This is a genomic window from Pseudomonas sp. BN606 (assembly GCF_029873115.1).
GTDB lineage: Bacteria > Pseudomonadota > Gammaproteobacteria > Pseudomonadales > Pseudomonadaceae > Metapseudomonas.
The window spans coordinates 36,117-62,787 of sequence record NZ_SSOF01000044.1 but is presented as its reverse complement, the minus strand read 5'-3'; the positions used below and the strand labels follow the sequence as shown (position 1 = coordinate 62,787).

Sequence of the window (26,671 nt, the reverse complement as noted above, 5' to 3'; positions counted from 1 at the left end):
CTTGGTTATTGTTCGAGGCGCTGCACGATCTCGCGGGCGACTGCCAGCAGCAGTTCATCCGCGCCCTTGGCGGCAACGAGTTGCAGACCCACCGGCAGCTTCGAGGCGCCCTCGAAGGGCATGCTCAATGCCGGGTGGCCAGTGAGGTTGAACGGCCGCACGAAGGCGGTCATGCCAATGGCCGCGCGGGTATCAGCAGCGTCAGCGACCAGCGCCGGGTAGTCCGGCATGGTCGGCAGCGCGAGGATCGGGCAACGCGCCAGGGCGGCATCCACTTCAGCGGTGAATGCGGCGCGGACGTCTTCGGCGTCGGCCAAGGCGGCATCGGTGGTGCCACTGGCAGCCAGCAGGCGCGAAGCGACATCGGCGCCAACCAGCCCGGTTTCCACCAGGTGGCCGCAGGCATTCCAGGTTTCCCGGTTGATGATGGCCAGGCCCGCGTCATAGGCGGCCTGCATCCCGGGCAGCGGCGCACTGAGCAGTTCGAAATCGGAGGCTTCCAGCACGGCATCCAGCGCCGCCTGCACTTCCGGATTGGCGTGTACCGGTACGACGCCGATCCGGACGCCGTTCACCGTCGGCAGTGCATCAAAGGAAGGATCGATGGCAGCCATGGCCTCGATCAGTATCTGGATGGTGTCGGCAAAGGGGCCGACGCAATCCAGAGAAGTCTGCGCCGGCATCACACCCGCACGGTTGACACGTCCGAAGGTCGGCTTGAGGCCGAACACACCGCAGCAGGCCGCCGGAACGCGCACCGAGCCACCGGTATCGGTACCCAGGGAAAAGTCGCAGAGACCCGCGGCGACGGCAGCGGCCGAACCGCTGGAGGAGCCACCGGGCACGCGTCCGGGATAACGCGGGTTTTCCGCGGTGCCGGTCCAGGCGTTGAGGCCGGTGGTGCCGAAGGCCAGTTCATGCAGGCTGGTCTTGCCGGTGATGCGGCAACCGGCATCCAGCAGCGCCTGGACTACATCGGCATGGCGCACGGCGTCGGGCGCTTCTTCCAGCGCACGACTGGAGGCACGGGTCGGGTGGCCGGCGATATCGATGGTGTCCTTCACCATCACGGTTCGCCCCGCGCCACCCAGCTCCAGTCGCTCGACCACTATCGTCATCTGCTTCACCCATTGGCGTTCTTGTTGGTGCCCGATCACCCCGTCGAGGGTGTCGATTGCGTAAATCCAGAATCGGAATAATTACGTGAAATGTCAATTGAATTATCACTGGAAAAAGAGTGTGTAGATTAGGTGCATTTTCACGTAACAAAGCACCACTTCCGTGCATTTAGGTAACAACCTAAAAATAGAACTTTCACGCAAAAATGATTATTAAATCGTTATTTTTCAATGATTTATAAGTAACTTAAGAATCATTCACATCGCACACATTGAAAATCTGCGTGCATATACCCCATCTCGAAATGACCGGTAATCGAACGGATTATTTGCAAATTATTGCGGTTTTATTGGAGATAAATATGGCTTTTTACAGCCCAAAAAATCACATAAATAAGCAGGTAAAACACCCTGAAGAAGGACGCTGAAAGGCCGATTGCCACTGGCAGGAATGAGGTTTTCCGAAAGGTCCGACGTGAGAGCCAGAACATGCCGACTTGAGGAGAAAGCCGAACGCCTCAACGGGGATGCCTCGGCATTGCACCGCCATGGCGCAGGTTTTTCTGGCACGGGAGCTGCACTTTCGCTTCCGCCGAGCGGGATAGCCGCCGGCAGCGCCACAAGGCGCCAGAACAAAAAAAAGGCGGCAAGCCATCTGCGCGCCGGCCCCCCACAAGGGACCGACGCGCCTTGCGGATTGCCTCTCCAATAGCCTTGCAACCCTCGGAGAACGTCATGTTCCTCAAACAAGCCGTGTCCACCCTGCTCCTCAGTGCCATCTGCCTGGCCAATGCCCAGGCCGAAGTGAAAGTCGGTGTCATAACCTCTTCCACGGGTCCACTGGCCCTGGTGGGGCTTCCCCAGAAGAATTCGACGCCGCTGCTGCCTACCCAGGCAGGGAACCAGACGGTGACCTACATCCCCCTGGATGACGGCAGCGACCCCACCGCTACCGTCAAGGCGCTGAAGAAGCTGATCAGCGAAGAGAACGTCGACGCCATCATCGGCCCAAGCGGCTCGCCCAACGCCATGGGCGTGATCCAGTTCGTCGCCGAGGCCGGTGTGCCGTTGCTGGCACCGGTGGGCACCGCCTCCGTGGTGCTGCCGATGAATGACCAGAAGAAGTGGGTGTTCAAGACCACCCAGAACGACGACCTGATCGCCAAGGCCCTGGTAGACGACATGACCGCGCGCGGCGTGAAGACCCTGGGCTTCATCGGCACCGCCGACCCCTACGGCGAGAACTGGTCCAAGGTGATGGGCGCCCTGGCCGCCGAACATGGCATCAAGCTGGTGGCTAACGAGCGCTTCCAGCGCCAGGACACGTCCGTCACCGGGCAGAGCCTGAAGGTGCTGGCTTCCCGTCCTGACGCCGTGCTGGTCGCGGCGCCTGGCAGCGCCGCGGTACTGCCGCAGACCACCCTGTTCGACCAGGGCTATCGCGGCCAGATGTACCAGACCCACGGAGCCGCCCTGCCGGACTTCCTCAAGCTCGGCGGCAAGAAGGTCGAAGGCACCATCCTCGCCGCCAGCCTGATGCTGGTGCTGGACGAGATCCCCGACAGCCATCCCTCCAAGCAGGTCGCCGGCGAGTACGTAGCCGCCTACGAGAAGCTGAACGGCAGCAAGCCGGCCACCTTCGGTGCCAATACCTACGACGCGGGCCTGCTCCTGCAGAAGGCCATTCCGCAGGCCGCCGCCAAGGCCGCACCGGGTACCCCGGAGTTCCGCGCTGCCCTGCGCGACGCGCTGGAATCGAGCCACGAGCTCCCTGCTACCCAAGGCGTCTACAACATGACTCCGGAGGACCACAGCGGCTTCGACGAACGCGGCCGTGAACTGATCCAGGTGAAGAACGGTACCTGGACGCTGCTCGGCCGCAACTGAGCCGGGTCGAGCGCCGATGGTGGATGAAAAAACGTCATCCACCCTACGCACGGCAGACCTTCCCGCTCCGTAGGGTGGACATCGCTCTTCATGTCCACCCTACGGGGTTCGGATGGAGCACCGACGGTGGATGAGAAAGCGTCATCCACCCTATGAATCGCAACAAGAGTTCCCACCATGAATCTCCAGATAGCCCTGTTGCTCGGCCAGGACGGCATCACCAACGGCGCCATATACGCGCTGCTGGCCCTGTCGCTCCTGCTGGTCTTCACCGTCACGCGCATCCTGCTGATCCCCCAGGGGGAGTTCGTCACCTATGGCGCGCTGGCCATGGCCAGCCTGCAGGCCGGCCAGCCCACCGCGCTGGTCTGGCTGCTGCTCGGCCTGACCCTGGCGGATTGCGCCATGGACCTGTATGACGCAACCCGCGCCAGCCGCGGCTTCCGTTTCCCCATACGAATCATCCCCAAGCTCGCCTATGCGCTGGCCATGGTCGGACTGGTGCGTAGCCTGCCTCTGGCCGAACTGCCGATGGCGATCCAGGCCCTGCTAACCCTGTGCCTGGTGGTACCGCTGGGCCCGCAGCTCTATCGCCTGGTCTTCCAGCCAATCGCCTCGGCCAGCTCGCTGGTGCTGCTGATCGTTTCCATCGCCGTGCATGTGGCCATGGTCGGCCTCGGCCTGCTGATGTTCGGCCCTGAAGGCGCACGCACCGCACCTTTCTCCGAGGCCGGCCTGACCCTGGGTCCGGTGACCTTCAACAGCCAGACCCTGTGGGTGATCGCTGTCTCGCTGGCGCTGATCGTCGGCCTGTTCCTGTTCTTCGAGCGCAGCCTCTACGGCAAGGCCCTGCGCGCCACGGCGGTAAATCGCCTGGGCGCCCGGCTCATGGGTATCTCGCCGAACCTGGCGGGCAAGTCCACCTTCGCGCTGGCCACCTTCATCGGTGCGCTCTCGGGCATCCTCATCGCCCCCATCACCACCCTCTATTTCGACTCGGGCTTCGTCATCAGCCTCAAGGGCTTCGTCGGCGCCATCATCGGCGGCCTGGTGAGCTACCCGGTGGCTGCGCTGGGTGCGCTGGGCGTCGGCCTGATCGAGGCGTTCTCGATGTTCTGGGCCAGCACCTACAAGGAGATCATCGTTTTCACCCTGATCATCCCCTTCCTGCTCTGGCGCTCCCTCACCAGCCGTCATGTGGAGGACGATGAATGAAACCGCGCTACCTGATCCTCGCCCTGGTGGCCGTGCTCGGCGTCGCGCCGCTGCTGCTGCCGCCCTTCTACGTCACCCTGCTGAACTACATCGGCCTCTACACGCTGGTGGTCCTCGGCCTGGTTCTGCTCACCGGCGTCGGCGGCATGACCAGCTTCGGCCAGGCTGCCTTCGTTGGCCTTGGCGCCTATACCAGCGCCTACCTGACTACCGTGCAGGACCTGCCGGGCTGGCTGGCCTGGGCCAGCGCCTCACCCTGGCTGACGCTGCTGGTGGGCCTTGTTCTGACCGGTGCGGTGGCCCTGCTGCTAGGCGCGCTGACCCTCAAGCTCTCCGGGCACTACCTGCCACTCGGCACCATCGCCTGGGGCCTGTCGCTCTACTACCTGTTCGGCACCCTGGAATCCCTCGGCGGCCACACCGGCGTCAGCGGCCTGCCGTCGATCTCGCTGTTCAGTTGGGAGCTGAACAAGGGTGAGGACATCTACTACCTGATCTGGGCCGTGCTGCTCTGCGCCATGCTGATCACCCAGAACCTCCTGGACTCCCGCGAAGGCCGCGCCATCCGTGCCCTCAAGGGCGGCCAACTGATGGCCGAGTCGATGGGCGTGAACACCTTCCGCGCGAAGATGGTGATCTTCCTCATCTCCGCGCTGTTTGCCGCCCTGTCGGGCTGGCTCTACGCCCATACGCAGCGTTTCGTGAACCCCACGCCCTTCGGCCTGCACATGGGCATCGACTACCTGTTCATGGCGCTGATCGGCGGCGTGGCCAGCGTCTGGGGTGCGCTGCTCGGCGCGGGCGTGCTGACCATGCTCAAGCAGTGGCTGCAAGACCTGCTGCCACACGTGTTCGGCAGCTCCGGCAACTACGAGGTAATCGTCTTCGGCCTGCTCATCATCCTGCTCATGCAACGTGCGCCGGGCGGCCTCTGGCCCCTGCTGTTGCGCCTGGTGCCGGATGCGTGGAAACCGCGCCCGTCGTTCAAGGCGGTGGAAGCCACCGTCGAGCTGCCACGCCGTGAACTGCCTGTCGCGGGCGAAGTCCTGCTCGAAGCCCGCGACGTGACCCGCCGCTTCGGCGGCCTGGTGGCCAACAACGCGATGAACCTGGACGTACGCGCCGGGGAAATCCTCGCGCTGATCGGCCCCAACGGCGCCGGCAAGAGCACCCTGTTCAACCAGCTGTCCGGCGTCGACACGCCCACCTCGGGCGACGTGCTGTTCCGTGGCCAGCGCATCAACGGCATCCCCTCCCGCGAGATCGCCCGCATGGGCATGAGCCGCACCTTCCAGCATGTGAAGCTGCTGCCGGAAATGAGCGTGCTGGAGAACGTCGCGATCGGCGCCCACATGCGCGGCAACAAGGGCGTTCTTTCCGCCGCGCTGCGCCTGGACCGCACCGAGGAAGCCGAACTGCTGGGCGAAGCCCGCCGCCAGCTGGAACGCGTCGGCCTGGGCGACTACCTGCACGTGGAAGCCGGCAGCCTGGCCCTGGGTCAGCAGCGCATCCTGGAGATCGCCCGCGCACTCTGCGCCAACCCTTGCCTCCTGCTGCTCGACGAGCCGGCCGCCGGCCTGCGCCACAAGGAGAAGGAAGCCCTTGGCGTGCTCCTCAGCCGCCTGCGCAGCGAGGGCATGGCGATTCTCCTGGTGGAGCACGACATGGACTTCGTCATGGGCCTGGTGGACCGGGTCGTGGTGATGGAGTTCGGCCAGCGCATCGCCTACGGCCTGCCAGCTGACGTACAGAAAGACCCGGCAGTGCTGGAAGCCTATCTCGGAGGTGCTGAGTGATGAACATGCCGATTCAAGACCTGAAGCAGCCGGAAAACCTCGCCGCCAATCCGGTGCTGGAAGTCAGCGACCTGAGCGTCGCCTACGGCAAGGTGGAAGCCCTGTCCAACGCCAGCCTGCGGGTTGGCCAGGGGCAGATCGTCACCGTGATCGGCCCCAACGGCGCCGGCAAGACCACCCTGCTGTCCGCCATCATGGGCGTGCTCGGCTCCCGCGGCCGGGTCGCCTTCGACGGCAGCCTGGAGGCGGTGCCGGAAGTGGAAGTGATGGTCGCGCGCGGCCTCGGCCTGGTACCGGAGAAGCGCGAACTGTTCGGCAGCATGACGGTGGCCGACAACCTGCTGCTCGGCGCTTTCCAGCGTCACCGCAGCGGCAAGCGCGACCACGCGATCACGCTGAAGGAGGTCTACGACCTGTTCCCGCGCCTGTGGGAACGCCGCGACCAACTGGCCGCCACCCTCTCCGGCGGCGAGCGGCAGATGCTCGCCGTAGGTCGTGCGCTGATGGCCAAGCCCAAGCTGCTGATGCTCGACGAACCCAGTCTGGGCCTCGCACCGCTGATCACCCGCGAGATCTTCCGCATCATCACCACCCTGCGTCAGCAGGGGGTTTCCATCCTGCTGGTGGAGCAGAACGCCCGCGCCGCGCTGCGTGTGGCCGACTACGCCTATGTGCTGGAAACCGGCCAGATCGCCATGCAGGGCCCGGCCGCCCAACTGGCCGATGACCCGCGTGTGATCGAGGCCTACCTGGGCCTGGCCAGCAAGCACCAGGAGATGCTCGCCAGCTAGGTAAACAGCCCGGCCGATCGTCGACCGGCCGGGCTTGCCGGACAGAGCGCCGGCCAGGCCCAGCGCAGCACCCAGATCGGCCAGGAACTGCACCAACTGGCCAACTCCCAGCTCGACCTGGCCCAGCGTTTCCTGCACGGCTGACGGGGGTTGGCCGCTCTCCGCAGCGGCCCGCCCTGCTGACCGAGGTCAAGCCCGCTGCAGATGGCTGTCGACAGCCCACGCGCAACCCCCTATAACTCTCCCCCTGTCAGTTCGAACCTTGCCCCCCTCGCATGAGCACCCCGAAAAAGCGCCTCAACCGTTACAACCCCGCAAGCGACGATTTCAAGAAGGAGGAGTTTCCCTTCTACTGGATCGCCAGAGTCTATGGCCGCTACAACATGGCCATGGAGAAGACCCTGAAGAAGATCGACCTCGACGTCCCTCGCTGGCGCATCCTCTTCATCCTCAAGGAGAACGGCCAGTCGAGCATCTCGGAGCTGTCCGAGCATGCCATCGCCAAACTCTCCACCGTCACCAAGATCGTCTACCGCATGAAGGACGACGGCCTGGTAGACACCGCCCCCTGCAGCAACGACGGCCGCGTCACCCAGGTGACCATCACCGACAAGGGCCGGCACATGGTGGAAGAAATCCAGGTCAATACCGCGCACATCTTCACCAACAGCTTCCAGGGCCTCACCGAAGCCCAGATCGCCAAGCTCAACGGCACGCTGGAAAAGATCTACGCGAACCTGCCGGAGGATTGATTCCTCCGGTGGTGCAGTTCCTGTAGGGGCGAATTCATTCGCCAAGGGACACGCAGTGTCCCCATGGGGCCTTGAAGGGCAGACCTCCGTCCTGCTTGGCGATTGAAATCGCCCCTACAAGGTTTCCCTCACCCTCGCGCAAACTCCGCAGCCTGCTCGATCAACCCTGCCTCCGGCCGTACGCCGGTGTAGAGCACGAACTGCTCCACCGCCTGCAGCACGATGACTTCCGCACCGGTGATCACCGGCTTGCCCAGCTCGCGGGCGAGGCGGATCAGCGGAGTTTCCACCGGCAGGGCCACCACATCGAAGACCCACTCGGCCGCTTCCACCTGCTCACGGGTGAAGGCCAGGGAGTCCGCTTCCGGGCCGCCCTGCATGCCGATGGGAGTGACATTGACCAGCATCTGCGGATGCTCGTCACCCAGCTCGGCCAGCCATGCATATCCACAGCCCTCAGACAGCGCCGGGCCGGCCTCCGGGTTGCGGGCGACTATCGTGCCGTGTCGGAAACCACTGTCGCGCAAGGCGCTGGCCACCGCCTTGGCCATGCCACCGCTGCCACGCACGGCGAAGCGAATGTCGCTCGGCACCGCGTGGCTCGCCAGCAGGCTGGCCACGGCGCTGTAGTCGGTGTTGTAGCCCTTCAGCCAGCCGTTGTCGGCGACGATGGTGTTGACCGAATCGATGGCCAAGGCAGAAGGGTCCAGTTCATCCAGCAATGGGATGCAGGCTTCCTTGAACGGCATGGAAACGGCGCAACCACGAATACCCAGGGCGCGGATGCCACCAATGGCCGCCGGCAGGTCGGTGGTGGTGAAGGCCTTGTAGACGAAGTCCAGATCCAGGGCCTCGTACAGATAGTTGTGAAAACGCGTGCCGAAGTTGCCGGGCCGGCCGGACAGCGACATGCAGAGCCGGGTGTCGCGGCTGATGGTGCGGGGCATTGGAGTCTCCGTTTTTGCGGCGGGGAATCAAACCTTGTAGTCGCGAATTCATTCGCGAATCAGGCCGAAGGCCTGACCGGGAACCACCCTGTCGCGAATGAATTCGCTCCCACAAAAAAGCAGCAATCACATCCGCCTCAGAAAATGTAATCCGTGGTCAGGAAGTTCGATTCGCGGTTGCGGATGATCTCGCTCACCAATTCTTTGTTGTCCGCCTGGAACTTGGTTGCCACCAGGGTACGGATGGAGAACACCCGCAGGGCGTCATGTACCGACAACGTGCCCTCGGCCGAGTTCTTCCGCCCGTTGAAGGGGAAGGTGTCCGGGCCCCGCTGGCACTGGGCGTTGATGTTGATGCGGCCCACCTGGTTGGCGAAGGCATCCACCAGCCGGCCAACCTGGGCGGGGTCGTTGCCAAACAGACTTAGCTGCTGGCCGTAGTCCGAATGCAGCACGTAGTCGATCACTTCCTCCACTTCCCGATACGGCACCACCGGGATCAGCGGGCCGAACTGTTCTTCGTTGTAGAGGCGCATCTCTGGGCTCACCGGGCTCAGCACGGCGGGATAGAAAAAGCTCTGCCGGTGGCTGCCGCCACTCGGGTTGACCACTTTGGCGCCCTTGGTCACGGCATCCGCCAGCAGAGTGTTGAGGTAATCGACCTTGCCCGGTTCAGGCAACGGGGTCAGGGCAACGCCGTCTTCCCAGGGCATGCCCGGCTTGAGCGCGGCCAGCTTGGCGCAGAACTTGTCGAGGAAGGATTCGAGCACATCCTCGTGGACGAAGAGGATTTTCAGCGCCGTGCAGCGTTGGCCATTGAAGGACAGCGCGCCGGTGATGGCCTCGCTGACGGCGTTGTCCAGGTCCACCTTGGGTAACACGATGCCGGGATTCTTCGCGTCCAGGCCCAGCGCCGCGCGCAGGCGGTGCGGGCGCGGGTGCAGCTTCTTCAGGTCGGCGGCGCCGGAGTGGGTGCCGATGAAGGCGAACACGTCCACCTTGCCACTGGCCATGATGGCGCTGACGGTTTCCCGGCCACGGCCGTAGATGATGTTGATGACGCCGGCCGGGAAGCTGTCGCGGAAGGCCTCCAGCAGCGGACGGATCAGCAGCACGCCGAACTTGGCCGGCTTGAACACCACGGTGTTGCCCATGATCAGTGCCGGGATCAGCGTGGTGAAGGTCTCGTTCAGCGGGTAGTTGTAGGGGCCCATGCACAGGGCCACGCCCAACGGTACGCGGCGTATCTGGCCGAGGGTGCCCTGCTCCAGCTCGAAGCGGCTGGAGCGGCGGTCGAGTTCCTTGAGCGCCTCGATGGTGTCGACGATGTAGTCGCAGGTGCGGTCGAACTCCTTCTCGGAATCCTTGAGGTTCTTGCCGATCTCCCACATCAGCAACTTGACGACCGCGTCGCGCTGCTCACGCATGCGGGCGAGGAACTTCTCCACGTGCTGGATTCGCTCGGCCACGCGCATCGTCGGCCACAGCCCCTGACCATGGTCATAGGCGTTCACGGCGGCCTCCAGGGCTGCCAGCGCGGCGTCGGCGTCCAGCAGCGGCGTGCTGCCCAGCACCACCTGCTCATCACCCTTGTCGGTGGCCAGGAAGATCGGGCTGCGCACGGCAGCCAATGGGCCATCCCAACAGATCAGCTCGCCGTTGACGAGGTACTCGCGCTGTTCGATCGGCGCACCGGGGCGGTAGCGCTCGGGAATCTGGTCGGCAGTGGGGAACAGGGCTTCGAGCTTGTTGTTGTGGGTCATTGCACTTTCCTCTGGATCGGAACCACTGGAAGTCGGTTTTAACGCGGTTTCTTGATTTGGTAAATCGTTTCAGCAAACCGTTTGGCGGAATCCGTTCTCGCAGGAGATTGAAGTCCGGGAACTACGGTGTCGGGGTGAAACGTGTAGGAGCGAATTCATTCGCGAAGCAGGCCGCTGGCCTGTCCTGAGCGGCTACCCGAGGGCACTGGGTGCCCTTTCGCGAATGAATTCGCTCCTACAGGTGAAGCAGGAACGCTGACTGGGTGGGTTTCAGCCCAGCAGTTCCAGCGCCTGGGCGGTGGCTTCCTGGATGCGTCGCCAGTCGCCGTTGCGTATCCAGTCCTTGTCCATCATCCAGGTGCCACCCACGCACATCACATTGGGCAGGGCCATGTAGTCGTGCAGGTTGTCGGGGTTGACCCCGCCAGTGGGGCAGAAGCGGATGCCGGGGAAGGGGCCACCAAAGGCTTTCAGGGCCTTCACGCCACCGCAGATTTCCGCCGGGAACAGCTTGAAGCGGCGATAACCCAAGGCGTAGCCGAGCATGATTTCCGACGCACTGCTGATACCGGGCAGCAGCGGCAACGGGCTGTAGACGCCCGCACGCAGCAGCTCGGCGGTGCAGCCGGGGGTGACGATGAACTGCGAGCCGGCGGCCTCGGCTTCGGCCAGCATCCATTCATCCAGCACGGTGCCAGCACCGACGCAGAGCTCCGGGCGCTGTTCGCGCAGGGTGCGGATGGCGGAGAGGCCGTGCTCGGAGCGCAGGGTCACTTCCAGGGTGCGCAGGCCTCCAGCGGCCAGGGCATCGGCCAGGGGCAGGACGTCCTGCTCGCGTTCGATGGTGATCACCGGGAGGATGCGCGCCGCACCGCAGAGGATATCGATCAGGGCCGCCTTGTCGGCCATGCTCGGCACGGCTTCGCGACTGGTGGCCCGATGGGTGGGGAGACTGGTCATGGGCGTTCCTTCGGGCTCAGGGGCACCAGTGGATTTCCAGGGGACGGCGGAGGAAAGCGCGGATCGGCATGGCCGCCACGTCATCACCCGCCAGCGCGTCGGCCAGGGTGGCCAGCTTGGCCTGGCCTTGTACGGCCAGGAGGGTCAGGTGTGCGCTGGCCAGCAACGGCAGCGTCAGGGTCAGGCGCTGGCGCGGTACGCTGGGCGCCTGCATCGGCAGGCAGCGTTGCGCGCAGTCGGCATTCAGCGCCTGCTCCAGATTCGGGCTGGACGGGAACAGCGACGCGGTGTGGCCGTCCTCGCCCATGCCCAGCACCAGCACGTCGATGACGCCCAGCCGGGCCAAGGCCGCATCGGCCAGGCGGGCTGACTCTTCCAGACCCTGCGAACTGTGGTAGAGACCGACGAAGCGTGCGTTGGAGGCCGCGCCCTGCAGCAAATGGCGGCGCACCAAGCCTTCGTTGCTGTCGGGGTGGCTGACTGGCACGAAACGCTCGTCGGCCAGGCTGACGGTCACCTTCGACCAGTCCAGCGTCTGCGCGCAGAGCCGCTCGAAGAAGGCCACCGGGCTGCGTCCACCGGATACCACCAGCACGGCCGCATTGCGGGATTCGATGGCCACGCGCAGGGCATTGGCCACGGTGATGGCCAGTTCACCGGCCAGTTGTTCAGGGCTGCCGAGGCTGAGCCCGGTGACCTGCGTCGGCAGGTCGAGATTACAGATCGCCATACCAGCTCCTGCCATCACGGGTGATCAATGCGATGGAGGCCACCGGCCCCCAGGTTCCCGCCGCGTAGGGCTTGGGTGCGTCGCCCTGCTGGCGCCATCCGGCGATCAGCTGGTCGCACCACTTCCAGGCGTACTCGATTTCATCCTTGCGCACGAAGAGGTTCTGGTTGCCCTTCATCACTTCCAGCAGCAACCGCTCGTAGGCATCTGGAATCCGCGCGCTGCGGTAGGTGTTGGAGAAACTCAGCTGCAACGGGTCGCTGCGCAGCTGCATGCCCTTGTCCAGGCCCTGGTCCTTGGTCATCACCTGCAGGGAAATGCCTTCGTCCGGCTGCAGGCGGATGATCAGACGGTTGCTGATCAGCGGCCGCTGCTCGGGGGCGAAGATGTAGTGCGGCGGTTCCTTGAAGTGTATGACGATCTGCGAAAGCTTCTGCGGCATGCGCTTGCCGGTACGCAGGTAGAAGGGCACGCCGGACCAGCGCCAGTTGCGGATTTCGGCACGCAGGGCAACGAAGGTCTCGGTGTCGCTGTGGGTGTTGGCGTTCTCCTCTTCGAGGTAGCCGGGCACCGTCTTGCCGAGGATGTTGCCGGTCACGTACTGGCCGCGTACCACTTGCTGGCCAAGCTGCTGCTGGGCGATGGGCGCCAGGGCTTTCAGCACTTTCACCTTCTCGTCGCGGATGCTGTCTGCGGAGAGGTCGCTGGGCGGGTCCATGGCGATCAGGCAGAGCAGTTGCAGCAGGTGGTTCTGGATCATGTCGCGCAGCTGGCCGGCCTGGTCGAAGTAGCCCCAGCGACCTTCGATGCCCACTTGCTCGGCCACGGTGATTTCCACATGGGAGATGTGGTGCTGGTTCCACTGGGTCTCGAACAGGCTATTGGCAAAACGCAGGGCAATCAGGTTCTGCACCGTCTCCTTGCCCAGGTAATGGTCGATCCGGTAGGTGCGGTTCTCCGGGAAGTGCGCCGCCACGGCGTCATTCACCGCACGGGAGGATTCCAGGTCGTGGCCGATGGGCTTCTCCAGCACGACGCGGGTGCGCTCGGCCAGTCCCGTGACGGCAAGGCCCGCGCAGATGGCGCCGTACACGGCGGCCGGCGTGGCGAAGTAGGCGATCAGCCGGGCAACCGGCCCCAGCTTGTCGGCCAGGGCCGGATAGGCGCTGGCGTCGAGGAAGTCCATGGTCAGGTAATCGAGTCGCGCCAGGAAGCGCTGTACCGCGCCCTCCTCCACTTCGATAGCCGGCACGTAGCGGCGCAGGTGATCGCCAATGGCGGCGATATGCGAGGCGGGTTCGCCGTTCTCGCGCCCCAGGGCGAGGATGCGCGTATCGGCCGGCAGCAGGCCGGCGCGGTCCAGTTGATAGAGCGCAGGAAACAGTTTGCGCAGTGCCAGATCACCCAGGCCGCCGAAGAGGGCCAGGGTGCAGGGTTCGACAGGTTGCGAGGTCATAATATTTGTTCTTCTATCAAACATAAGCTTATGAATACACCCAGTTAAGCGTTACAGCAAGACAAAATGTTGTAATAAAACTACATTTCTCAACATGCGAGATTGCGGTGGCTCAGCCTGGATGCGCTCAGTACGATAGGCCACCGATTGCAGGCCCCTTCCCAGGAATCCCAATGGACCGCGTGCACAACCTGCTGGAGCAGATCCAGAACCGCCTCGACGAACTCAACAAGGCCGAGCGCAAGGTCGCCGAAGTCATCCTGCGCGACCCGCAGCAGGCCACCCGCTACAGCATTGCCGCACTGGCCCAGGCCGCGCAGGTCAGCGAACCGACGGTGAACCGCTTCTGCCGCTCCTTCGGCGTCAACGGCTACCCCGAACTCAAGATGCAACTGGCCCAGAGCCTGGCCAGCGGTGCCGCTTACGTGAGCCAGGCGGTGTCCGCCGACGATGGCCCCGAGGCCTACACGCGGAAGATCTTCGGCAGTGCCATTGCCTCCCTGGACAGCGCCCTGCAGAGCCTCGACCCACAACTGATCAGCCGCGCGGTGGACCTGATGATCCAGGCCCGGCAGATCCACTTCTTCGGCCTGGGCGCCTCGGCCTCGGTGGCCTTGGACGCCCAGCACAAGTTCTTCCGCTTCAACCTCGCGGTGTCGGCCCACTCCGACGTGTTGATGCAACGGATGCTGGCGTCGGTGGCGCATACCGGCGACCTCTTCGTGATCATTTCCTACACCGGCCGCACCCGTGAGCTGGTGGAGGCGGCACGCCTGGCACGGCAGAATGGCGCATCGGTACTCGGTCTCACGGCAGCCAACTCGCCGCTGGCCAAGGCCAGCACCCTGAGCCTGGACATTCCCCTGCCGGAAGACACCGACATCTACATGCCAATGACCTCGCGCATCATCCAGCTCACCGTGCTGGACGTGCTCGCCACCGGCATGACCCTGCGCCGCGGCGTCGACTTCCAGCCACACCTGCGCAAGATCAAGGAAAGCCTCAACGCCAGCCGCTATCCAGCGGATGAGGAGCCGAGCTGATTGATTGAAGCGTCCCGACTCCTCCTTGTAGGGGCGAATTCATTCGCCAAGGGTCGCGCAGCGGCCCCGAGGGAAGCCGGGGGCAGACCTTTGGCCTGCTTGACGAATGAATTCGCCCCTACACCTCTAGCGGCCAGGCCCGCCCCCGATCACCCCACCCACGCCTTCAAACTCAGCCGCGCCTCCTCCCCCGCCGCCAGTTCCACACTGTCCTCACCACAGGCCACTCCCTGTACCGAGAGAAAGCCAAGCCCTTCCGACCAGCTGACTTCCGCCAAGGGCCGGCTGCCGGGATGCCAGACCACGGTGCCAGGATTACTCCCACCCTCGATGCACAACCGCCGCTGCCACCCGGCGTCCTGAATCCGCACCCGGCCGCCGCGCTGGAACACCGTGTGGCAGCCGTCGATCACCCGTAGTTCACCCTCCTGCCGGCACGCCTCGCGGCTCAGCAGGTCGCGACCTTCGGCGCCGTCCAGCCCCAGCAACCCGACCCGCGCCACATCGCTGACTCGCCAATAGGCATGCAACGCGTGGCTGAGCACGCAAGGCTCGCTGTCACGGTGACGGGTGACCAATTGCAGACTCATACGCTCGCCCAGCTCGACCACCAGCTCCACCTGCCAGTCGTGCAGGTCGAGACGCCAGTTCAGGCGCACGCCGTCGGTGTCGGCTTCTTTGTGGATAAGTCGCCAATCCGACAGCCTCGCCCAACCGTGGTGCGGCCAGCCACCTTCCATGGGGTGACGACCGAACCAAGGCCAGCAGACCGGCACGCCGCCACGAATGGCACCGATGCGCGGCCAACGCGCTGCACACCAGAGCAACGGACGTTCGCCGGATGGCTGGAAGTGCAGCAACTGGCCGCCCTGGCGGCTGAACACCGCCGAACAGCGCGGGTGCTCAACGAGCAGCAGCTCGCGCCCCTGGTGCTCGGTCCAGCGAAAGGGTTGCCCATTCGCCGGACGCAACAGGCCGGCAAGGGGATGGTCAGCACCCTCTCCCGCCTTCACCAGGCACGGCCCGCGACGGCGGATTTCACCGGCGGCCATCGTCGTTCCCGGTCATTTCCACCAGTACTCCAGTTGCACACCGAAATTGGAACCGTGCAGGGCATCACCGAAGGCGCCGGTATCCGACAGCGCCGAGCCCGCTGCCAGTTCGCTGGCCGCGCGCTGGGCGGCTTCGTTCCAACTGGCATAGGTGTAGTAGAGGCGGATTTCCGGACGCTCCCAGAAACCAGGACCGGCCGGCGACCAGGTGGGCGCGACCGTGAACTTGGTCAGCTTGCGGGTGCCGCCCGGGGCTTCAACCTGGTCGCGGCCCAGCTCGGTGACCAGCTTGAACTGCTCGGTGATCGCATAGCTCGGACGCACGCCGACGGACAGCCAGTTCTGGTCGCCGCCATCCGGGCGCTTGTCCTTCTGGTAGATCACCTCGAACTGGCCACCGAAGCGCGGGGTCACCTGCCAGTCGAAGAACTCCACCACGCGCCAGCTCTGGTTGGCGTTGTCCAGGGTCGGATCGCCGGTGTAGCCCAGCGCAGTGCCCGGACCACGCCCGTATTGCAGGGCGAAGGTGTTCACCCCGCCGAGGAATTCCTTCTGCTTGTGCTGGGCCGCCACCGACCAGCCACTGTGGGCGTCCGTGCTGTCGGGCTTGGAGAGGTAGCTGACACCCAGCTCCACTTCGCCGCCGGGGTTGGTCTGGAAGCCCGCGACGTTGAAATCATGACGATTGATGTAAGGGTCCTGGTCGTAGTTGTCCTTGCGCGAGAATACGTAGCTGTACCTGAGGTCGCCGATGGCCACTTCGTCGAAGCCGAAGCCGGTGGCGCTCTGGTTCCAGTAGTAGAAGTCGGAGATGTGGATGTCGTTCCGCTTGTAGAAGCGGCGCCCCGCCCAGAAGGAGCCGCCGCCCAGCGCCGGCATGTTGCTCCACTCGGCGTACATCTGGTTCATCCGCGCGAAGCCATGATCACCGGTGAACTCGGGCGTATGGCCGTATTCGTTGTAGAGCTGCGCCATGCCTTCGACGCTGACCACCGAACCGTCATCGAGTTTGAGCAGGTCCTGGCGCAGGTCCAGTTCGATGTACTGCTCGCATTCGTTCCCCAGACGGTACTTCGATTGCGCCCCCGGCAACTGGAAGCAGGATTGTGTGCCGCCCTCGCTGGAACCGCCGGCGCCGCTGCGCATGTAGCCGGTGAACTCCACCGCCTGCGCCATACCGGAAACCGCGAAAAGCGCGCAGGGCAGTACCCACAAACCTTTGATCGTCGTGCTCATGTCCACTCCAGATTTTTATTGTTGTGTTGCGATGGATCGATTACGCGGTGCGCTGGTAGGAGCGAGCTTGCTCGCGAACAACCCGGCTCCGTGCCAGCCCCTCGCGAGCAAGCTCGCTCCTACATGCCCTTCAGGCGTGCCACCTTGGCGCGCTCAGGGCATGCCGCCTTTCCCGGTGCACGCAGCCGCTCGCCGCTTTGCGCGTCGAACAGCAGCACCTTGTCGGGCGCGAACTGCAGGTCGAGGGTGTCGCCCACGCGCACCGGGGCATCGGGGGCCAGGCGGCAGCAGACCTTGGTCTGGTTGATCTCTACGAAGGCCAGCGTGTCCGGGCCGGTTGGCTCCAGGACCTGCACTTCGGCACGAATGGCGGGCAGGTCGCTGGCGCCGACCAGGATCTGCTCAGGCCGAACGCCGAGGATCAGTTCACGCCCTTCCAGATCGCCATCGGCGTCGCCCAGGGGCAGCTCGCAGTGGCCGTCGGCGCTGTCCAGCAGGCCCACCAGGCGGCCGTCACGGCGCTGCAGGCGCAGGGGGATGAAGTTCATCGGCGGCGAGCCCATGAAGCCGGCGACGAAGAGGTTGGCCGGGTCGTTGTAGATCTGCTGCGGGGTGCCGAACTGCTGGATGATGCCGTCCTTCATCACCGCCACCTTGTCGCCCAGGGTCATGGCCTCGATCTGGTCATGGGTGACATAGACGGTGGTGGTATTGAGCCGCTGGTGCATCAGCTTGATCTCGGTGCGCATCTCCACCCGCAGCTTGGCGTCGAGGTTCGACAGCGGCTCGTCGAACAGATAGATCTTCGGCCGCCGCGCCAGCGCCCGGCCCATGGCCACGCGCTGTTGCTGGCCACCGGAGAGCTGACCCGGCTTGCGCTGCAACAGGTGCTCGATCTGCAGCAGCTTGGCCACGCGCGCTACCTCGGCGTCGATATCGGCCGCCGGCATCTTGCGGATCTTCAGGCCGAAGGCGATGTTCTCGCGCACGTTCATGGTCGGGTACAGGGCGTAGGACTGGAACACCATGGCGATGTCCCGATCCTTGGGGCTCATGCCGCTGATGTCCTGGCCGTCGACCATGATCGCGCCACCGCTGATGCTCTCCAGCCCGGCGATGCAGTTCATCAGGGTGGATTTGCCGCAGCCCGAGGGGCCGACGAGGATCAGGAACTCGCCGGAGTCGATGGACAGCTCGATGTTCTTCAGGGTGTCCGCCAGACCGCTGCCGTAGGACTTGTTGACGTTGCGCAGTTCGAGGGTTGCCATGGGTGCGACTCCTAGCCTTTTACAGCGCCGGCAGTGAGCCCGCGCAGGAAGTATTTGCCGGCCAGCACGTAGACCAGCAGGGTGGGCAGGCCGGCGATCATCGCGGCGGCCATGTCGACGTTGTATTCCTTGGCTCCGGTGCTGGTATTCACCAGGTTGTTCAGGGCCACGGTGATGGGCTGGGTGTCGCCGCTGGCGAACACCACGCCGAAGAGGAAGTCGTTCCAGATCTGGGTGAACTGCCAGATCAGGCAGACCATGATGGTCGGCACCGACATGGGCAGCAGGATGCGCCCGAAGATGGTGAAGAAGCCCGCCCCGTCGAGCCGCGCCGCGCTCACCAGGGCGTTCGGGATGCTCACGTAGAAGTTGCGGAAGAACAGCGTGGTGAAGGCCAGGCCGTAGACCACATGCACCAGCACCAGGCCACCGGTGGTGTTGGCCAGGCCGAATTGGCCGAGGGTGAACGACGCCGGCAGCAGCACCACCTGGAACGGCAGGAAGCAGCCGAACAGCAGCAGCCCGAAGAACAGCTGCGATCCGCGGAAGCGCCACATGGACAGCACGTAGCCGTTCAGCGCGCCGAGCAGGGTCGAGATGATCACCGCCGGCACGGTGATCTTCACCGAGTTCCAGAAGTAGCCACCGACGCTGGCCCAGGCCTTGGCCCAGCCCACCAGGGTGAAGACGTCGGGCAGCGACAGCAGGTTGCCGATGCGGATGTCGTCCGGCGTCTTGAAGCTGGTGAGCAGCATCACCACCAGCGGCACCAGGTAGACGGCGCAGGCAACGAACAGCGTGGCGTGGATGGCCAGGCGGCTGAAACTGAAGGCGGGTTTTCCGGCCAGGCTAGTCATGGCGCTTGTTCCTCAGTTCGGAGTACAGGTAGGGCACCAGGATCGCCAGCACCGCGCCGAGCATGAGCATCGCGCTGGCGGCGCCGAGGCCCATCTGGCCGCGGGTGAAGGTGTGGGCGTACATGAACATCGCCGGCAGGTCGGACGCATAGCCGGGGCCGCCGGCGGTCATCGCCGCCACCAGGTCGAAGCTCTTGATGGCGATGTGAGCGAGGATCATCAGCGCGCTGAAGAACACCGGACGCAGGCTCGGCAGGACGATGCGCAGATAGATGGTCGGCAGGCTCGCCCCATCCACCTGGGCGGCGCGGATGATCGACTGATCCACCCCGCGCAGGCCGGCGAGGAACAGCGCCATGACGAAGCCCGAGGACTGCCACACGGCAGCGATCACCAGGCAATAGACGACGCGATCAGGGTCCACCAGCCAGTCCAGGCGCAAGCCCTCCCAGCCCCAGTCGCGCAGCAGCTTGTCCAGGCCGAGGCCGGGGTTGAGCAACCACTTCCAGGCGGTGCCCGTAACGATCATCGACAGTGCCATGGGGTAGAGGTAGACGGTGCGGATGAAGCCCTCGCGGCGGATGCGCTGGTCCAGCAGTACCGCCAGGAACACGCCGATCACCAGGCTGATGCCGATGAACATCCCGCCGTAGACCAGCAGGTTCTGGCTCGCTACCCACCAGCGGTCGTTGCCCAGCAGGCGCTCGTACTGCTGCAGCCCGACGAACGTGTAGCTGGGCATGAAGCGCGAGTTGGTGAAGGACAGCAGGAAGGTCCAGAGGATGTAGCCGTAGAACCCGACCAGCACGATCAGCACACTGGGCGCCAGCACCAGCCTGGGTAGCCAGCGTTGCAGCGCGTCCAGCGGTGAGGCCTTGGCGAAGACTGCGGTTGAAGACATGGATAACTCCTCGCAAGGAAAGAGCGGTGGCACGGACCTCGTAGGAGCCAGCTTGCTGGCGAACAGAGGCAGCCGACCGGCATTGAGGTTGCCGACCAACTCCGCATCGCCAGCAAGCTGGCTCCTACAGGTAGTTCAGGCGCGACCGATCCCGAGGCACACACCTGGGCATGTGCCTGAATTCAGACTTGGAATCCGGCGGGGCAAGACCCGCCCGGGTGCGCGCTTACTGCACCGCTTCGATCGCGGCGGCCAGTTGTTGCGCGGCCTTCTTCGGGTCGGCGGCGGGGTCGTTGAAGAAGTTGGTCACCACGTCGAACACCGCGCCCTGCACGTAGCTGGAGGCGGCCATGCCGTGCGCCAGGCTGGGCTGCAAGCCATCGCCGGCCGCCGCTTCCTTGAAGTCCTTCATGGACTGCTGGGCGCAGGCGTCGAAGCTCGACATGTCCTGATCGAGGCGAACAGGGATGGAACCCTTGTTCTGGTTGAAGAACTGCTGGAACTGCGACTCGAGCACCGTGCGCGCCAGGTCGTTCTGCGCCTGGATGTTCGCTTCATCCTTGAGCTTGAACATGGCCAGGGAGTCGATGTTGTAGGCGAAGCTGCCCTGGGTGCCGGGGAATGGCAGGCACTGGTAGTCCTTGCCCGCCACCTTGCCGGCGGCGCTCCACTCGCTCTTGGCCCAGTCGCCCATGATCTGCATGCCGGCCTTGCCGTTGATGACCAGGCCGGTGGCGCTGTTCCAGTCACGACCGGCGGCGTCGGGGTCGACGTAGCCGCGCAGCTTCTTCAGGGCGGCGAAGACTTCCACCATCTTGTCGCTGGTGAGGGTCGCCTTGTCCTGCAGGACGAAGGCCTTGTGGTAGCCCTGCGGGCCGAGAATGCTGAACACCAGATCCTCGAACACCGTGCCGTCCTGCCAGGGCTGGCCACCGTGGGCGAGCGGGATGAAGCCGGCAGCCTTGAGCTTGTCGGCGGCCACGAAGAATTCGTCGAGCGTAGTGGGCGGCGTCGCGCCGGCCTTCTGGAAGACCTCGGGGTTTATCCACAGCCAGTTGACCCGGTGCACGTTGACCGGCACGGCCACGTAATGGCCGTCGTACTTCATGATGTCCGCCACCTGCTTGGGCAGCAGGGAATCCCACTTGCCTTCGCTGGAGACCTCATCCAGTTCGGCCAGCAGACCCAGCTCGCCCCACTCCTGGATATCCGGCCCCTTGATCTGCGCGGCAGACGGTGGGTTGCCGGAGACGGCGCGGGTCTTCAGCACGGTCATGGCAGCCTCGCCACCACCACCGGCAACGGCGAAATCCTTCCAGGTGTGGCCTTTCTCTTCGACGAGTTTCTGCAGGGTATCGGCGGCACGCTTCTCGCCACCGGACGTCCACCAATGCAGGACTTCCACTTCGCCGGCGAGGGCGGACAGGGGGAACAGGGAGGCGAGGGAAACGACAGCGGCCAGGCGGGAGATGGCATTCATGGACGGGGATACCTTCTTGTTTTTATGACTGTGCAAGTCGGTGCTTGCGCTTGCCTGCAGTCTAACCACGGCCTTCAAGCCCGCGGGTAACAAAGGGATAGTGGATGGTCACGGGGTGGTTACAAAACTCGGGCTGACTCCCTCTCCCTCTGGGAGAGGGAGAAAATCAGGCCTGCCTGGGCAACCACAGCGTCACCCGCAAGCCGCCTTCACGCAGATTGCGCAGGCTCAGTTCTCCGCCATGGCTGTGCGCCAGATTCCGCGCGATGCCCAGCCCCAGCCCGTAGCCCTGCGTATGGCCGGCCAGGCGAAAGTGCGGCTCGAACACCTGTTCCAACTTCTGCTCCGGCACGCCGGGGCCTTCGTCGTCGACATGCAGCACGAAGGCGTCATCGCTGTCTTCGATCTGCAGGTGCGCGCGCTCACCGTATTTCAAGGCGTTGTCCACCAGGTTGCCGATGCAGCGACGCAGGGCCAGGGGCTTGCCGGGATAGGACGCACTCGCCTCCCCTTCGAGCGTCACCTGGCCGGAGCCGAGGTAGGGCTCGATCAGCCCATGCAGCAGGTGATTGAGATCCACCGGCTCGATGTTCTCGTGGATGTCGGTGTCCTTCACGCACTGCAGCGCGCCCTTCACCAGCAGTTCCAGTTCATCCAGGTCACGGCTGAACTTGGCCTGCAGTGTCTCGTCCTCCAGCAACTCCACCCGCAGGCGCAGTCGGGTGATGGGGGTACGCAGGTCGTGGGAGATGGCACTGAACAACTGGCTGCGTTCGCTGAGGTAGCGACTGATGCGTTCGCGCATGCTGTTGAAGGCGCGGCTCACGTCGGCCACTTCGCTGCCACCGGCTTCCTGCAGGGGTTCCACTTCCGCCCCCAGGGACATTTCCCGCGCGGCCCTGGCCAGACGCTTCAGCGGGCGGCTCTGCCAGTGAACCAGCAGGCCGATGAACAACAGTAGGAACGAGCTGGTGAGGATGATGAACCAGAGCTGCTGGGTGGGCAGGCCCTGGTCTTCCAGTGTGGCGTACGGCTCGGGCATCAAAGATGCGAGGTACAGCCATTCGCTGGGCCCGATCTGGATCTGGGTGACCAGGATGGGCGGATTCACCGGTTCCAGGGTCAGCGCGTAGTGAGCCCAGGAGCGCGGCAGTTCGTCGAGTTTCAAGCCACTGTTGAAGATGCGCAGATCATCCGGATTGACGAAGTGCAGGGACAGGTCCACCTGCTTGCCCAGCCGTTCACGCAGCACCGTTTCCACCTCGTCGAGCACCGCGCGCTTGCGCGGGGTTTCCGGCAGCACGCGCATCTCCAGCGGCTTGTCGTTGAGGGACACGAAGAAGCGCGTGCCGCCCATTGAGCGCAACTGATCCAGCACCATGGGGCGGTAGCCGATGGGCAGCGAGCGGATGTAGCTGACGCTGGCGACCATGGATTGCGCCAAGCTGCGGGCGCTGGTCAGCAGGCCCTCCATCTGGCTGGCGCGCAGCTGCGAGACCCAGATGACGCTGGATAACGCCTGCGCCAGCAGCACCACCAGCAGGGTGAGAAACAGCATGCGCCCGAGCAGCGAGCGCGGCATCAGCCTAAGCATGGTGGTGCGGCGTCACCTGCGCCGCCAGCAGGTAGCCCGCGCCGCGCACGGTGCGGATCAGCCGTGGTGCCTTGCCCGTGTCACGCAGGCGTTGGCGCAGGCGGCTGACTGCCATGTCGACGATGCGCTCCAGGGGCATCACCTCACGGCCACGGGTGGCGTTGGCGATGGTGTCGCGATCGAGGATCTGCTGCGGGTGGTCGAGGAAGAGCTTCAGCAGGGCAAAGTCGGCACCGGAAAGGATCACCTCCTCGCCGTCCAGGTGAAACAGGCGATGGCTGATCATATCCAGGCGCCATTCATCGAAGGCCAGCACCTCGACCACCGCTCGCTCCTGACCGAAACCGACGCGACGCAACAGGGCCTTGATCCGCGCCAGCAGCTCACGTGGGCTGAAGGGCTTGCCCAGGTAGTCGTCGGCGCCCAGCTCAAGGCCGATCACGCGGTCGGCTTCGTCGGAGCTGGCAGTGAGCATGATGATCGGCACCTGCGCGAGGCGCTGATGGGCGCGTACCCAACGACACAGGCTGAAGCCGTCTTCGTCGGGCAGCATCACGTCGAGTATCACCAGGTCCGCCGCCTCTTCACCCATGGCACGACGGAAGCCGTCGCCATCGGCCACGCTGCGCACCTGGAAGCCGGCGCGGCTCAGGTAGGTTTCCAGCAGTTCGCGAATCTCCTGGTCGTCATCCACCAGGAGAATGGATTTTCCGGATTGGCTCACAGTGGCCGTCCTTTGTTGTTCTGATCAAACACTGGTGATACGAGGTGCCGGTAGGATGAGCCGGGCGGCGTTCCGCTACGCTCAACCCATCCTACGGAATAGCGCCTGCTGCAGGGCGACTCCGGCGCCTTCCAGGCCGGGGTATTCAGCTGTCACCAGCCACACGGGGATGCCTTCGAAATAACCGCTCATGCAGCCCTTGCTGGCGAAGGCGCGGGCGAAGCCGCTCTTCTGGAAGAAGGCAGCGAAGCGCGGCACCACGCCGCCGACTATATACACACCGCCACGGCCGCCAAGGGTCAGCACATTGTTGCCGGCCACTCGCCCAAGCCAGCCGCAGAACAGGTCCAGCACGTCCTCGGCCAGCGGGTCGCCCGCCAGCGCCGCCGCACTCACTTCCGCAGGTGAAGCCAGGCGCGGTGCATGACCGTCCACGGCACAGGCCGCGCGATAGAGCTGTAGCAACCCATTGCCGCTGAGCACGTTCTCGGCGCTGACATGACCAAGCTGGCCGTGCAGTTGCTGCCAGAGGGTTGCCTCGCGCAGGTTGCCCACCGGCAGGTCGACATGTCCGCCCTCCCCCGGCAACGCCTTCCAGCGCCCTTCGCCCAGCGGCAACAGGGTGCCGACGCCAAGGCCGGTGCCAGGGCCGATCACCACCGCCGGACTGTCCGGGTCGGCAACGCCGGGACAGATCTGCAGCTTTTCGTGCTCGCGCAGACGGGTCATGCCCAAGGCCATTGCGGAGAAGTCGTTGATCAGCAGCAACTCCTCCACCTGCAAGGTGCGGCAGAAGGCCGAGCGGCTCAGGCGCCAGTGATTGTTGGTGAAGCGGAAGTGCTCGCCACTCACGGGCCCGGCCACGGCCAGGCAGACGGCACCCAGGCTACCCAGCGCCAGGCCGAGGCCGGCGAGGTAGTGACTGATGGCCTGTTCCGGCCCGGCAAAGTCGGCGGTGGCCAGCACGCGCACCGACTCCAGTTCCTCGTCTCGCCAGAGGGCGAATCGCGCATTGGTACCGCCAATGTCTCCGACCAGCGCCAACGTCACTTCAGGCTCTCCAGGTTGCGGGTGAAGGCACTGGCGCCCTGCTCGGCACTGCTGAAGGATTCGCGCATGAAGGCAAAGAGTTCGCGCCCCGTTCCCACGTTCGCTTCGAGGTCCCAGGGTGCCGGCGCGCGGGCGGCGAACTCGGCGGCATCCACCAGAACCTCCAGGGTGCCGGTGTTGCCGTCCACACGTACCCTATCGCCGTCGCGCAGCCGGGCCAGCGGCCCGCCGTCGAAGGCTTCCGGGCAGACATGGATGGCGGCGGGAATCTTGCCCGAAGCGCCGGACATACGCCCGTCGGTGACCAGGGCCACCTTGAAGCCACGGTCCTGCAGCACACCGAGGAAGGGGGTCATCTTGTGCAGTTCGGGCATGCCATTGCTGCGCGGGCCCTGGAAGCGCATCACCGCCACCAGGTCACGGTCCAGTTCACCGGCCTTGAAGGCATCGGCCAGCGCCTGCTGGTCGTGGAAGACCCGCACCGGGGCCTCGACCACCTGGTGCTCCGGTGCCACGGCGGACACCTTCATCACGCCACGGCCAAGATTGCCCACCATCACACGCAGACCACCCTCCGGCGAGAAGGGCATCGAAACCGGGCGCAGGATGGATTCGTCCAGACTCTTGCTCGAACCTTCGCGCCACACCAGCTTGCCGTCTTCCAGGAACGGCTCCTGGGTGTACTGGCGCAGGCCGCGCCCCATGACAGTGTTGACGTCTTCATGGAGCAGGCCGGCATCGAGCAGCTCGCGTACCAGGAAGGCCACACCGCCAGCGGCGTGGAAGTGGTTGATGTCGGCCTTGCCGTTGGGATAGACGTGAGCCAGGGTCGGCACCACCTCGGAGAGGTCCGCCATGTCCTGCCAGGTGAGCTGGATGCCCGCCGCCTGGGCAATGGCAGGCATGTGCAGAGTGTGGTTGGTGGAGCCACCGGTGGCGTGCAGGGCGACGATGGAGTTGACCAGCACGCGTTCATCGACGAGTTCGCCGAGCGGCAGGAACTGCCCGGACTGCTTCGTCAGGCGCGTTACCTGGCGCGCTGTCTCCACGGTCAGCGCCTCGCGTAGCGGGGTATTCGGGTTGACGAAGGAGGCGCCTGGCAAGTGCAAGCCCATGATCTCCATGAGCATCTGATTGGTGTTGGCGGTGCCGTAGAAGGTGCAGGTGCCGGGGCTGTGGTAAGCCTTCATTTCCGACTCCAACAGCTCATCGCGGCTGGCCTTGCCTTCGGCGTAACGCTGGCGCACTTCGGCCTTTTCCTTGTTCGACAGACCCGACGGCATGGGTCCGGCGGGCACGAAGATCGAGGGCAGGTGGCCGAAGCGCAGGGCGCCCATCATCAACCCGGGGACAATCTTGTCGCAGATACCGAGGAAGAGCGCGGCATCGAACATGTTGTGCGACAGCGCCACCGCGGTGGACATGGCGATCACTTCGCGGCTGGCGATACCCAGCTCCATACCCGGCTCCCCCTGGGTGACGCCGTCGCACATGGCCGGCACACCGCCGGCGACCTGGCCCACCGAACCGATGTCGCGCAGTGCCTGGCGGATTTTTTCCGGGTAGACCTCGTAAGGTTGGTGCGCCGAGAGCATGTCGTTGTAAGCGGTGACGATGGCCACGTTGGCCGAATCCATCAGGCGCAGGCGCTGCTTGTCGCCACTACCGCAACCGGCCACTCCATGGGCGAAGTTGGCACATTGCAGCTTGCCGCGCTGCGGCCCATCGCTGACCGCCTTGTGAATCATCGCCAGGTAGCGCTCGCGGGTTGCGCGGCTGCGCTCCACCAGGCGTTCGGTTACCTCAAGTACGCGGGGATGCATGGATTCGACTCCAGGTAGCGGGTAGATTTGTTTTTATACAAACTACAATACTGCCAATACGATTGGAAATTCACTAGTAAATTCAAAATATTTTGTTATTAAAACAACAAAACCAGAAAGACTCACTCTCATTCATATAGACCACCGACTCGGGCGGGTCGCGCAGCATAACGCCCGCCCCGCTCCGCCACCTATTCCGCTCATGGCGCATTCCAGAGGCTTATGTCT

Annotated in this window: 22 protein-coding genes; 6 read left to right on the top strand and 16 right to left on the bottom strand. The window is 64.5% G+C overall.

Annotation, left to right across the window (positions count from 1 at the left end):
* Positions 1-5: 5 nt before the first annotated feature.
* Positions 6-1,118, bottom strand: coding sequence for an amidase (locus E8E75_RS06800; RefSeq protein WP_120655381.1), 1,113 nt, complete (start codon positions 1,116-1,118; stop codon positions 6-8).
* Positions 1,119-1,853: 735 nt separating this feature from the next.
* Between E8E75_RS06800 and E8E75_RS06795 the strand changes: the two genes are divergently transcribed.
* From E8E75_RS06795 to E8E75_RS06775, 5 genes are all read left to right on the top strand, one after another.
* Complete coding sequence (locus tag E8E75_RS06795; protein ID WP_153918343.1) at positions 1,854-3,005, top strand: ABC transporter substrate-binding protein; 1,152 nt, start codon at positions 1,854-1,856, stop codon at positions 3,003-3,005.
* Between the two features lie 177 nt (positions 3,006-3,182).
* Positions 3,183-4,220, top strand: coding sequence for a branched-chain amino acid ABC transporter permease (locus tag E8E75_RS06790; RefSeq protein ID WP_120655099.1), 1,038 nt, complete (start codon positions 3,183-3,185; stop codon positions 4,218-4,220).
* The gene (locus E8E75_RS06785) at positions 4,217-6,016 is read left to right on the top strand and encodes a branched-chain amino acid ABC transporter ATP-binding protein/permease (protein WP_120655098.1); all 1,800 of its coding nucleotides are present in this window, start codon (positions 4,217-4,219) and stop codon (positions 6,014-6,016) included. Before E8E75_RS06790 ends, E8E75_RS06785 begins: the two co-directional genes overlap by 4 nt.
* Positions 6,016-6,807, top strand: a complete 792-nt coding sequence (locus tag E8E75_RS06780) for an ABC transporter ATP-binding protein (RefSeq protein WP_120655097.1) — start codon at positions 6,016-6,018, stop codon at positions 6,805-6,807. Before E8E75_RS06785 ends, E8E75_RS06780 begins: the two co-directional genes overlap by 1 nt.
* A 275-nt stretch (positions 6,808-7,082) precedes the next feature.
* Entirely contained in the window at positions 7,083-7,559 is a 477-nt protein-coding gene (locus E8E75_RS06775) for a MarR family transcriptional regulator (RefSeq protein WP_120655096.1), read from the top strand.
* A 128-nt stretch (positions 7,560-7,687) separates the two neighbouring features.
* Here the strand turns inward: E8E75_RS06775 and E8E75_RS06770 are convergent, their stop codons facing one another.
* The 5 genes from E8E75_RS06770 to zwf form a co-directional block, all read right to left on the bottom strand.
* Positions 7,688-8,506, bottom strand: a complete 819-nt coding sequence (locus E8E75_RS06770; protein WP_153918341.1) for a shikimate 5-dehydrogenase — start codon at positions 8,504-8,506, stop codon at positions 7,688-7,690.
* A gap of 137 nt (positions 8,507-8,643) precedes the next feature.
* Positions 8,644-10,269, bottom strand: a complete 1,626-nt coding sequence (locus E8E75_RS06765) for an NADP-dependent glyceraldehyde-3-phosphate dehydrogenase (RefSeq protein ID WP_153918339.1) — start codon at positions 10,267-10,269, stop codon at positions 8,644-8,646.
* Positions 10,270-10,539: 270 nt separating this feature from the next.
* Positions 10,540-11,229, bottom strand: coding sequence for a bifunctional 4-hydroxy-2-oxoglutarate aldolase/2-dehydro-3-deoxy-phosphogluconate aldolase (locus E8E75_RS06760; protein WP_171016546.1), 690 nt, complete (start codon positions 11,227-11,229; stop codon positions 10,540-10,542).
* A gap of 16 nt (positions 11,230-11,245) precedes the next feature.
* A complete protein-coding gene (pgl, locus tag E8E75_RS06755) occupies positions 11,246-11,959 on the bottom strand; it encodes a 6-phosphogluconolactonase (protein WP_153918337.1) in 714 nt (237 codons plus the stop codon).
* A complete protein-coding gene (gene zwf, locus E8E75_RS06750) occupies positions 11,946-13,415 on the bottom strand; it encodes a glucose-6-phosphate dehydrogenase (protein ID WP_120655092.1) in 1,470 nt (489 codons plus the stop codon). Before zwf ends, pgl begins: the two co-directional genes overlap by 14 nt.
* A gap of 182 nt (positions 13,416-13,597) precedes the next feature.
* Here zwf and E8E75_RS06745 point away from each other — a divergent pair, with 182 nt between their 5' ends.
* Positions 13,598-14,458, top strand: coding sequence for a MurR/RpiR family transcriptional regulator (locus E8E75_RS06745; protein WP_171016547.1), 861 nt, complete (start codon positions 13,598-13,600; stop codon positions 14,456-14,458).
* 149 nt (positions 14,459-14,607) lie between these two features.
* Here E8E75_RS06745 and E8E75_RS06740 read toward each other — a convergent pair whose 3' ends face one another.
* The 10 genes from E8E75_RS06740 to edd form a co-directional block, all read right to left on the bottom strand.
* Entirely contained in the window at positions 14,608-15,510 is a 903-nt protein-coding gene (locus tag E8E75_RS06740) for a D-hexose-6-phosphate mutarotase (RefSeq protein WP_153918335.1), read from the bottom strand.
* Between the two features lie 12 nt (positions 15,511-15,522).
* The gene (locus E8E75_RS06735; RefSeq protein ID WP_120655379.1) at positions 15,523-16,686 is read right to left on the bottom strand and encodes a carbohydrate porin; all 1,164 of its coding nucleotides are present in this window, start codon (positions 16,684-16,686) and stop codon (positions 15,523-15,525) included.
* Between the two features lie 179 nt (positions 16,687-16,865).
* Entirely contained in the window at positions 16,866-18,014 is a 1,149-nt protein-coding gene (ugpC, locus tag E8E75_RS06730; RefSeq protein ID WP_120655090.1) for a sn-glycerol-3-phosphate ABC transporter ATP-binding protein UgpC, read from the bottom strand.
* An 11-nt stretch (positions 18,015-18,025) separates the two neighbouring features.
* Positions 18,026-18,871, bottom strand: a complete 846-nt coding sequence (locus tag E8E75_RS06725) for a carbohydrate ABC transporter permease (RefSeq protein WP_153918333.1) — start codon at positions 18,869-18,871, stop codon at positions 18,026-18,028.
* Positions 18,864-19,772, bottom strand: coding sequence for a sugar ABC transporter permease (locus E8E75_RS06720; RefSeq protein ID WP_120655089.1), 909 nt, complete (start codon positions 19,770-19,772; stop codon positions 18,864-18,866). The genes E8E75_RS06725 and E8E75_RS06720 overlap by 8 nt, the downstream gene beginning before the upstream one ends.
* A 226-nt stretch (positions 19,773-19,998) precedes the next feature.
* A complete protein-coding gene (locus tag E8E75_RS06715) occupies positions 19,999-21,252 on the bottom strand; it encodes an ABC transporter substrate-binding protein (RefSeq protein WP_153918331.1) in 1,254 nt (417 codons plus the stop codon).
* 166 nt (positions 21,253-21,418) lie between these two features.
* Complete coding sequence (locus tag E8E75_RS06710; protein ID WP_120655087.1) at positions 21,419-22,834, bottom strand: ATP-binding protein; 1,416 nt, start codon at positions 22,832-22,834, stop codon at positions 21,419-21,421.
* A 4-nt stretch (positions 22,835-22,838) separates the two neighbouring features.
* A complete protein-coding gene (locus E8E75_RS06705; RefSeq protein WP_028630341.1) occupies positions 22,839-23,570 on the bottom strand; it encodes a response regulator in 732 nt (243 codons plus the stop codon).
* Positions 23,571-23,651: 81 nt separating this feature from the next.
* On the bottom strand, positions 23,652-24,620 hold the full coding sequence (locus tag E8E75_RS06700) for a glucokinase (protein WP_280358350.1): 969 nt from the start codon (positions 24,618-24,620) through the stop codon (positions 23,652-23,654).
* On the bottom strand, positions 24,617-26,443 hold the full coding sequence (gene edd, locus E8E75_RS06695; RefSeq protein WP_153918328.1) for a phosphogluconate dehydratase: 1,827 nt from the start codon (positions 26,441-26,443) through the stop codon (positions 24,617-24,619). The genes E8E75_RS06700 and edd overlap by 4 nt, the downstream gene beginning before the upstream one ends.
* Between the last annotated feature and the right edge of the window lie 228 nt (positions 26,444-26,671).

Excerpts from the sequence above, each read along its gene's own strand:
- E8E75_RS06710 (WP_120655087.1), bottom strand. The coding sequence starts at position 22,834 with ATGCCGCGCTCGCTGCTCGGGCGCATGCTGTTTCTCACCCTGCTGGTG.
- E8E75_RS06765 (WP_153918339.1), bottom strand. The coding sequence starts at position 10,269 with ATGACCCACAACAACAAGCTCGAAGCCCTGTTCCCCACTGCCGACCAG.
- pgl (WP_153918337.1), bottom strand. The coding sequence starts at position 11,959 with ATGGCGATCTGTAATCTCGACCTGCCGACGCAGGTCACCGGGCTCAGC.
- E8E75_RS06760 (WP_171016546.1), bottom strand. The coding sequence starts at position 11,229 with ATGACCAGTCTCCCCACCCATCGGGCCACCAGTCGCGAAGCCGTGCCG.
- E8E75_RS06735 (WP_120655379.1), bottom strand. The coding sequence starts at position 16,686 with ATGGCGCAGGCGGTGGAGTTCACCGGCTACATGCGCAGCGGCGCCGGC.
- ugpC (WP_120655090.1), bottom strand. The coding sequence starts at position 18,014 with ATGGCAACCCTCGAACTGCGCAACGTCAACAAGTCCTACGGCAGCGGT.
- E8E75_RS06720 (WP_120655089.1), bottom strand. The coding sequence starts at position 19,772 with ATGTCTTCAACCGCAGTCTTCGCCAAGGCCTCACCGCTGGACGCGCTG.
- E8E75_RS06770 (WP_153918341.1), bottom strand. The coding sequence starts at position 8,506 with ATGCCCCGCACCATCAGCCGCGACACCCGGCTCTGCATGTCGCTGTCC.
- E8E75_RS06715 (WP_153918331.1), bottom strand. The coding sequence starts at position 21,252 with ATGAATGCCATCTCCCGCCTGGCCGCTGTCGTTTCCCTCGCCTCCCTG.
- E8E75_RS06740 (WP_153918335.1), bottom strand. The coding sequence starts at position 15,510 with ATGGCCGCCGGTGAAATCCGCCGTCGCGGGCCGTGCCTGGTGAAGGCG.
- E8E75_RS06800 (WP_120655381.1), bottom strand. The coding sequence starts at position 1,118 with ATGACGATAGTGGTCGAGCGACTGGAGCTGGGTGGCGCGGGGCGAACC.
- E8E75_RS06775 (WP_120655096.1), top strand. The coding sequence starts at position 7,083 with ATGAGCACCCCGAAAAAGCGCCTCAACCGTTACAACCCCGCAAGCGAC.
- edd (WP_153918328.1), bottom strand. The coding sequence starts at position 26,443 with ATGCATCCCCGCGTACTTGAGGTAACCGAACGCCTGGTGGAGCGCAGC.
- E8E75_RS06785 (WP_120655098.1), top strand. The coding sequence starts at position 4,217 with ATGAAACCGCGCTACCTGATCCTCGCCCTGGTGGCCGTGCTCGGCGTC.
- zwf (WP_120655092.1), bottom strand. The coding sequence starts at position 13,415 with ATGACCTCGCAACCTGTCGAACCCTGCACCCTGGCCCTCTTCGGCGGC.
- E8E75_RS06795 (WP_153918343.1), top strand. The coding sequence starts at position 1,854 with ATGTTCCTCAAACAAGCCGTGTCCACCCTGCTCCTCAGTGCCATCTGC.
- E8E75_RS06790 (WP_120655099.1), top strand. The coding sequence starts at position 3,183 with ATGAATCTCCAGATAGCCCTGTTGCTCGGCCAGGACGGCATCACCAAC.
- E8E75_RS06725 (WP_153918333.1), bottom strand. The coding sequence starts at position 18,871 with ATGACTAGCCTGGCCGGAAAACCCGCCTTCAGTTTCAGCCGCCTGGCC.
- E8E75_RS06780 (WP_120655097.1), top strand. The coding sequence starts at position 6,016 with ATGAACATGCCGATTCAAGACCTGAAGCAGCCGGAAAACCTCGCCGCC.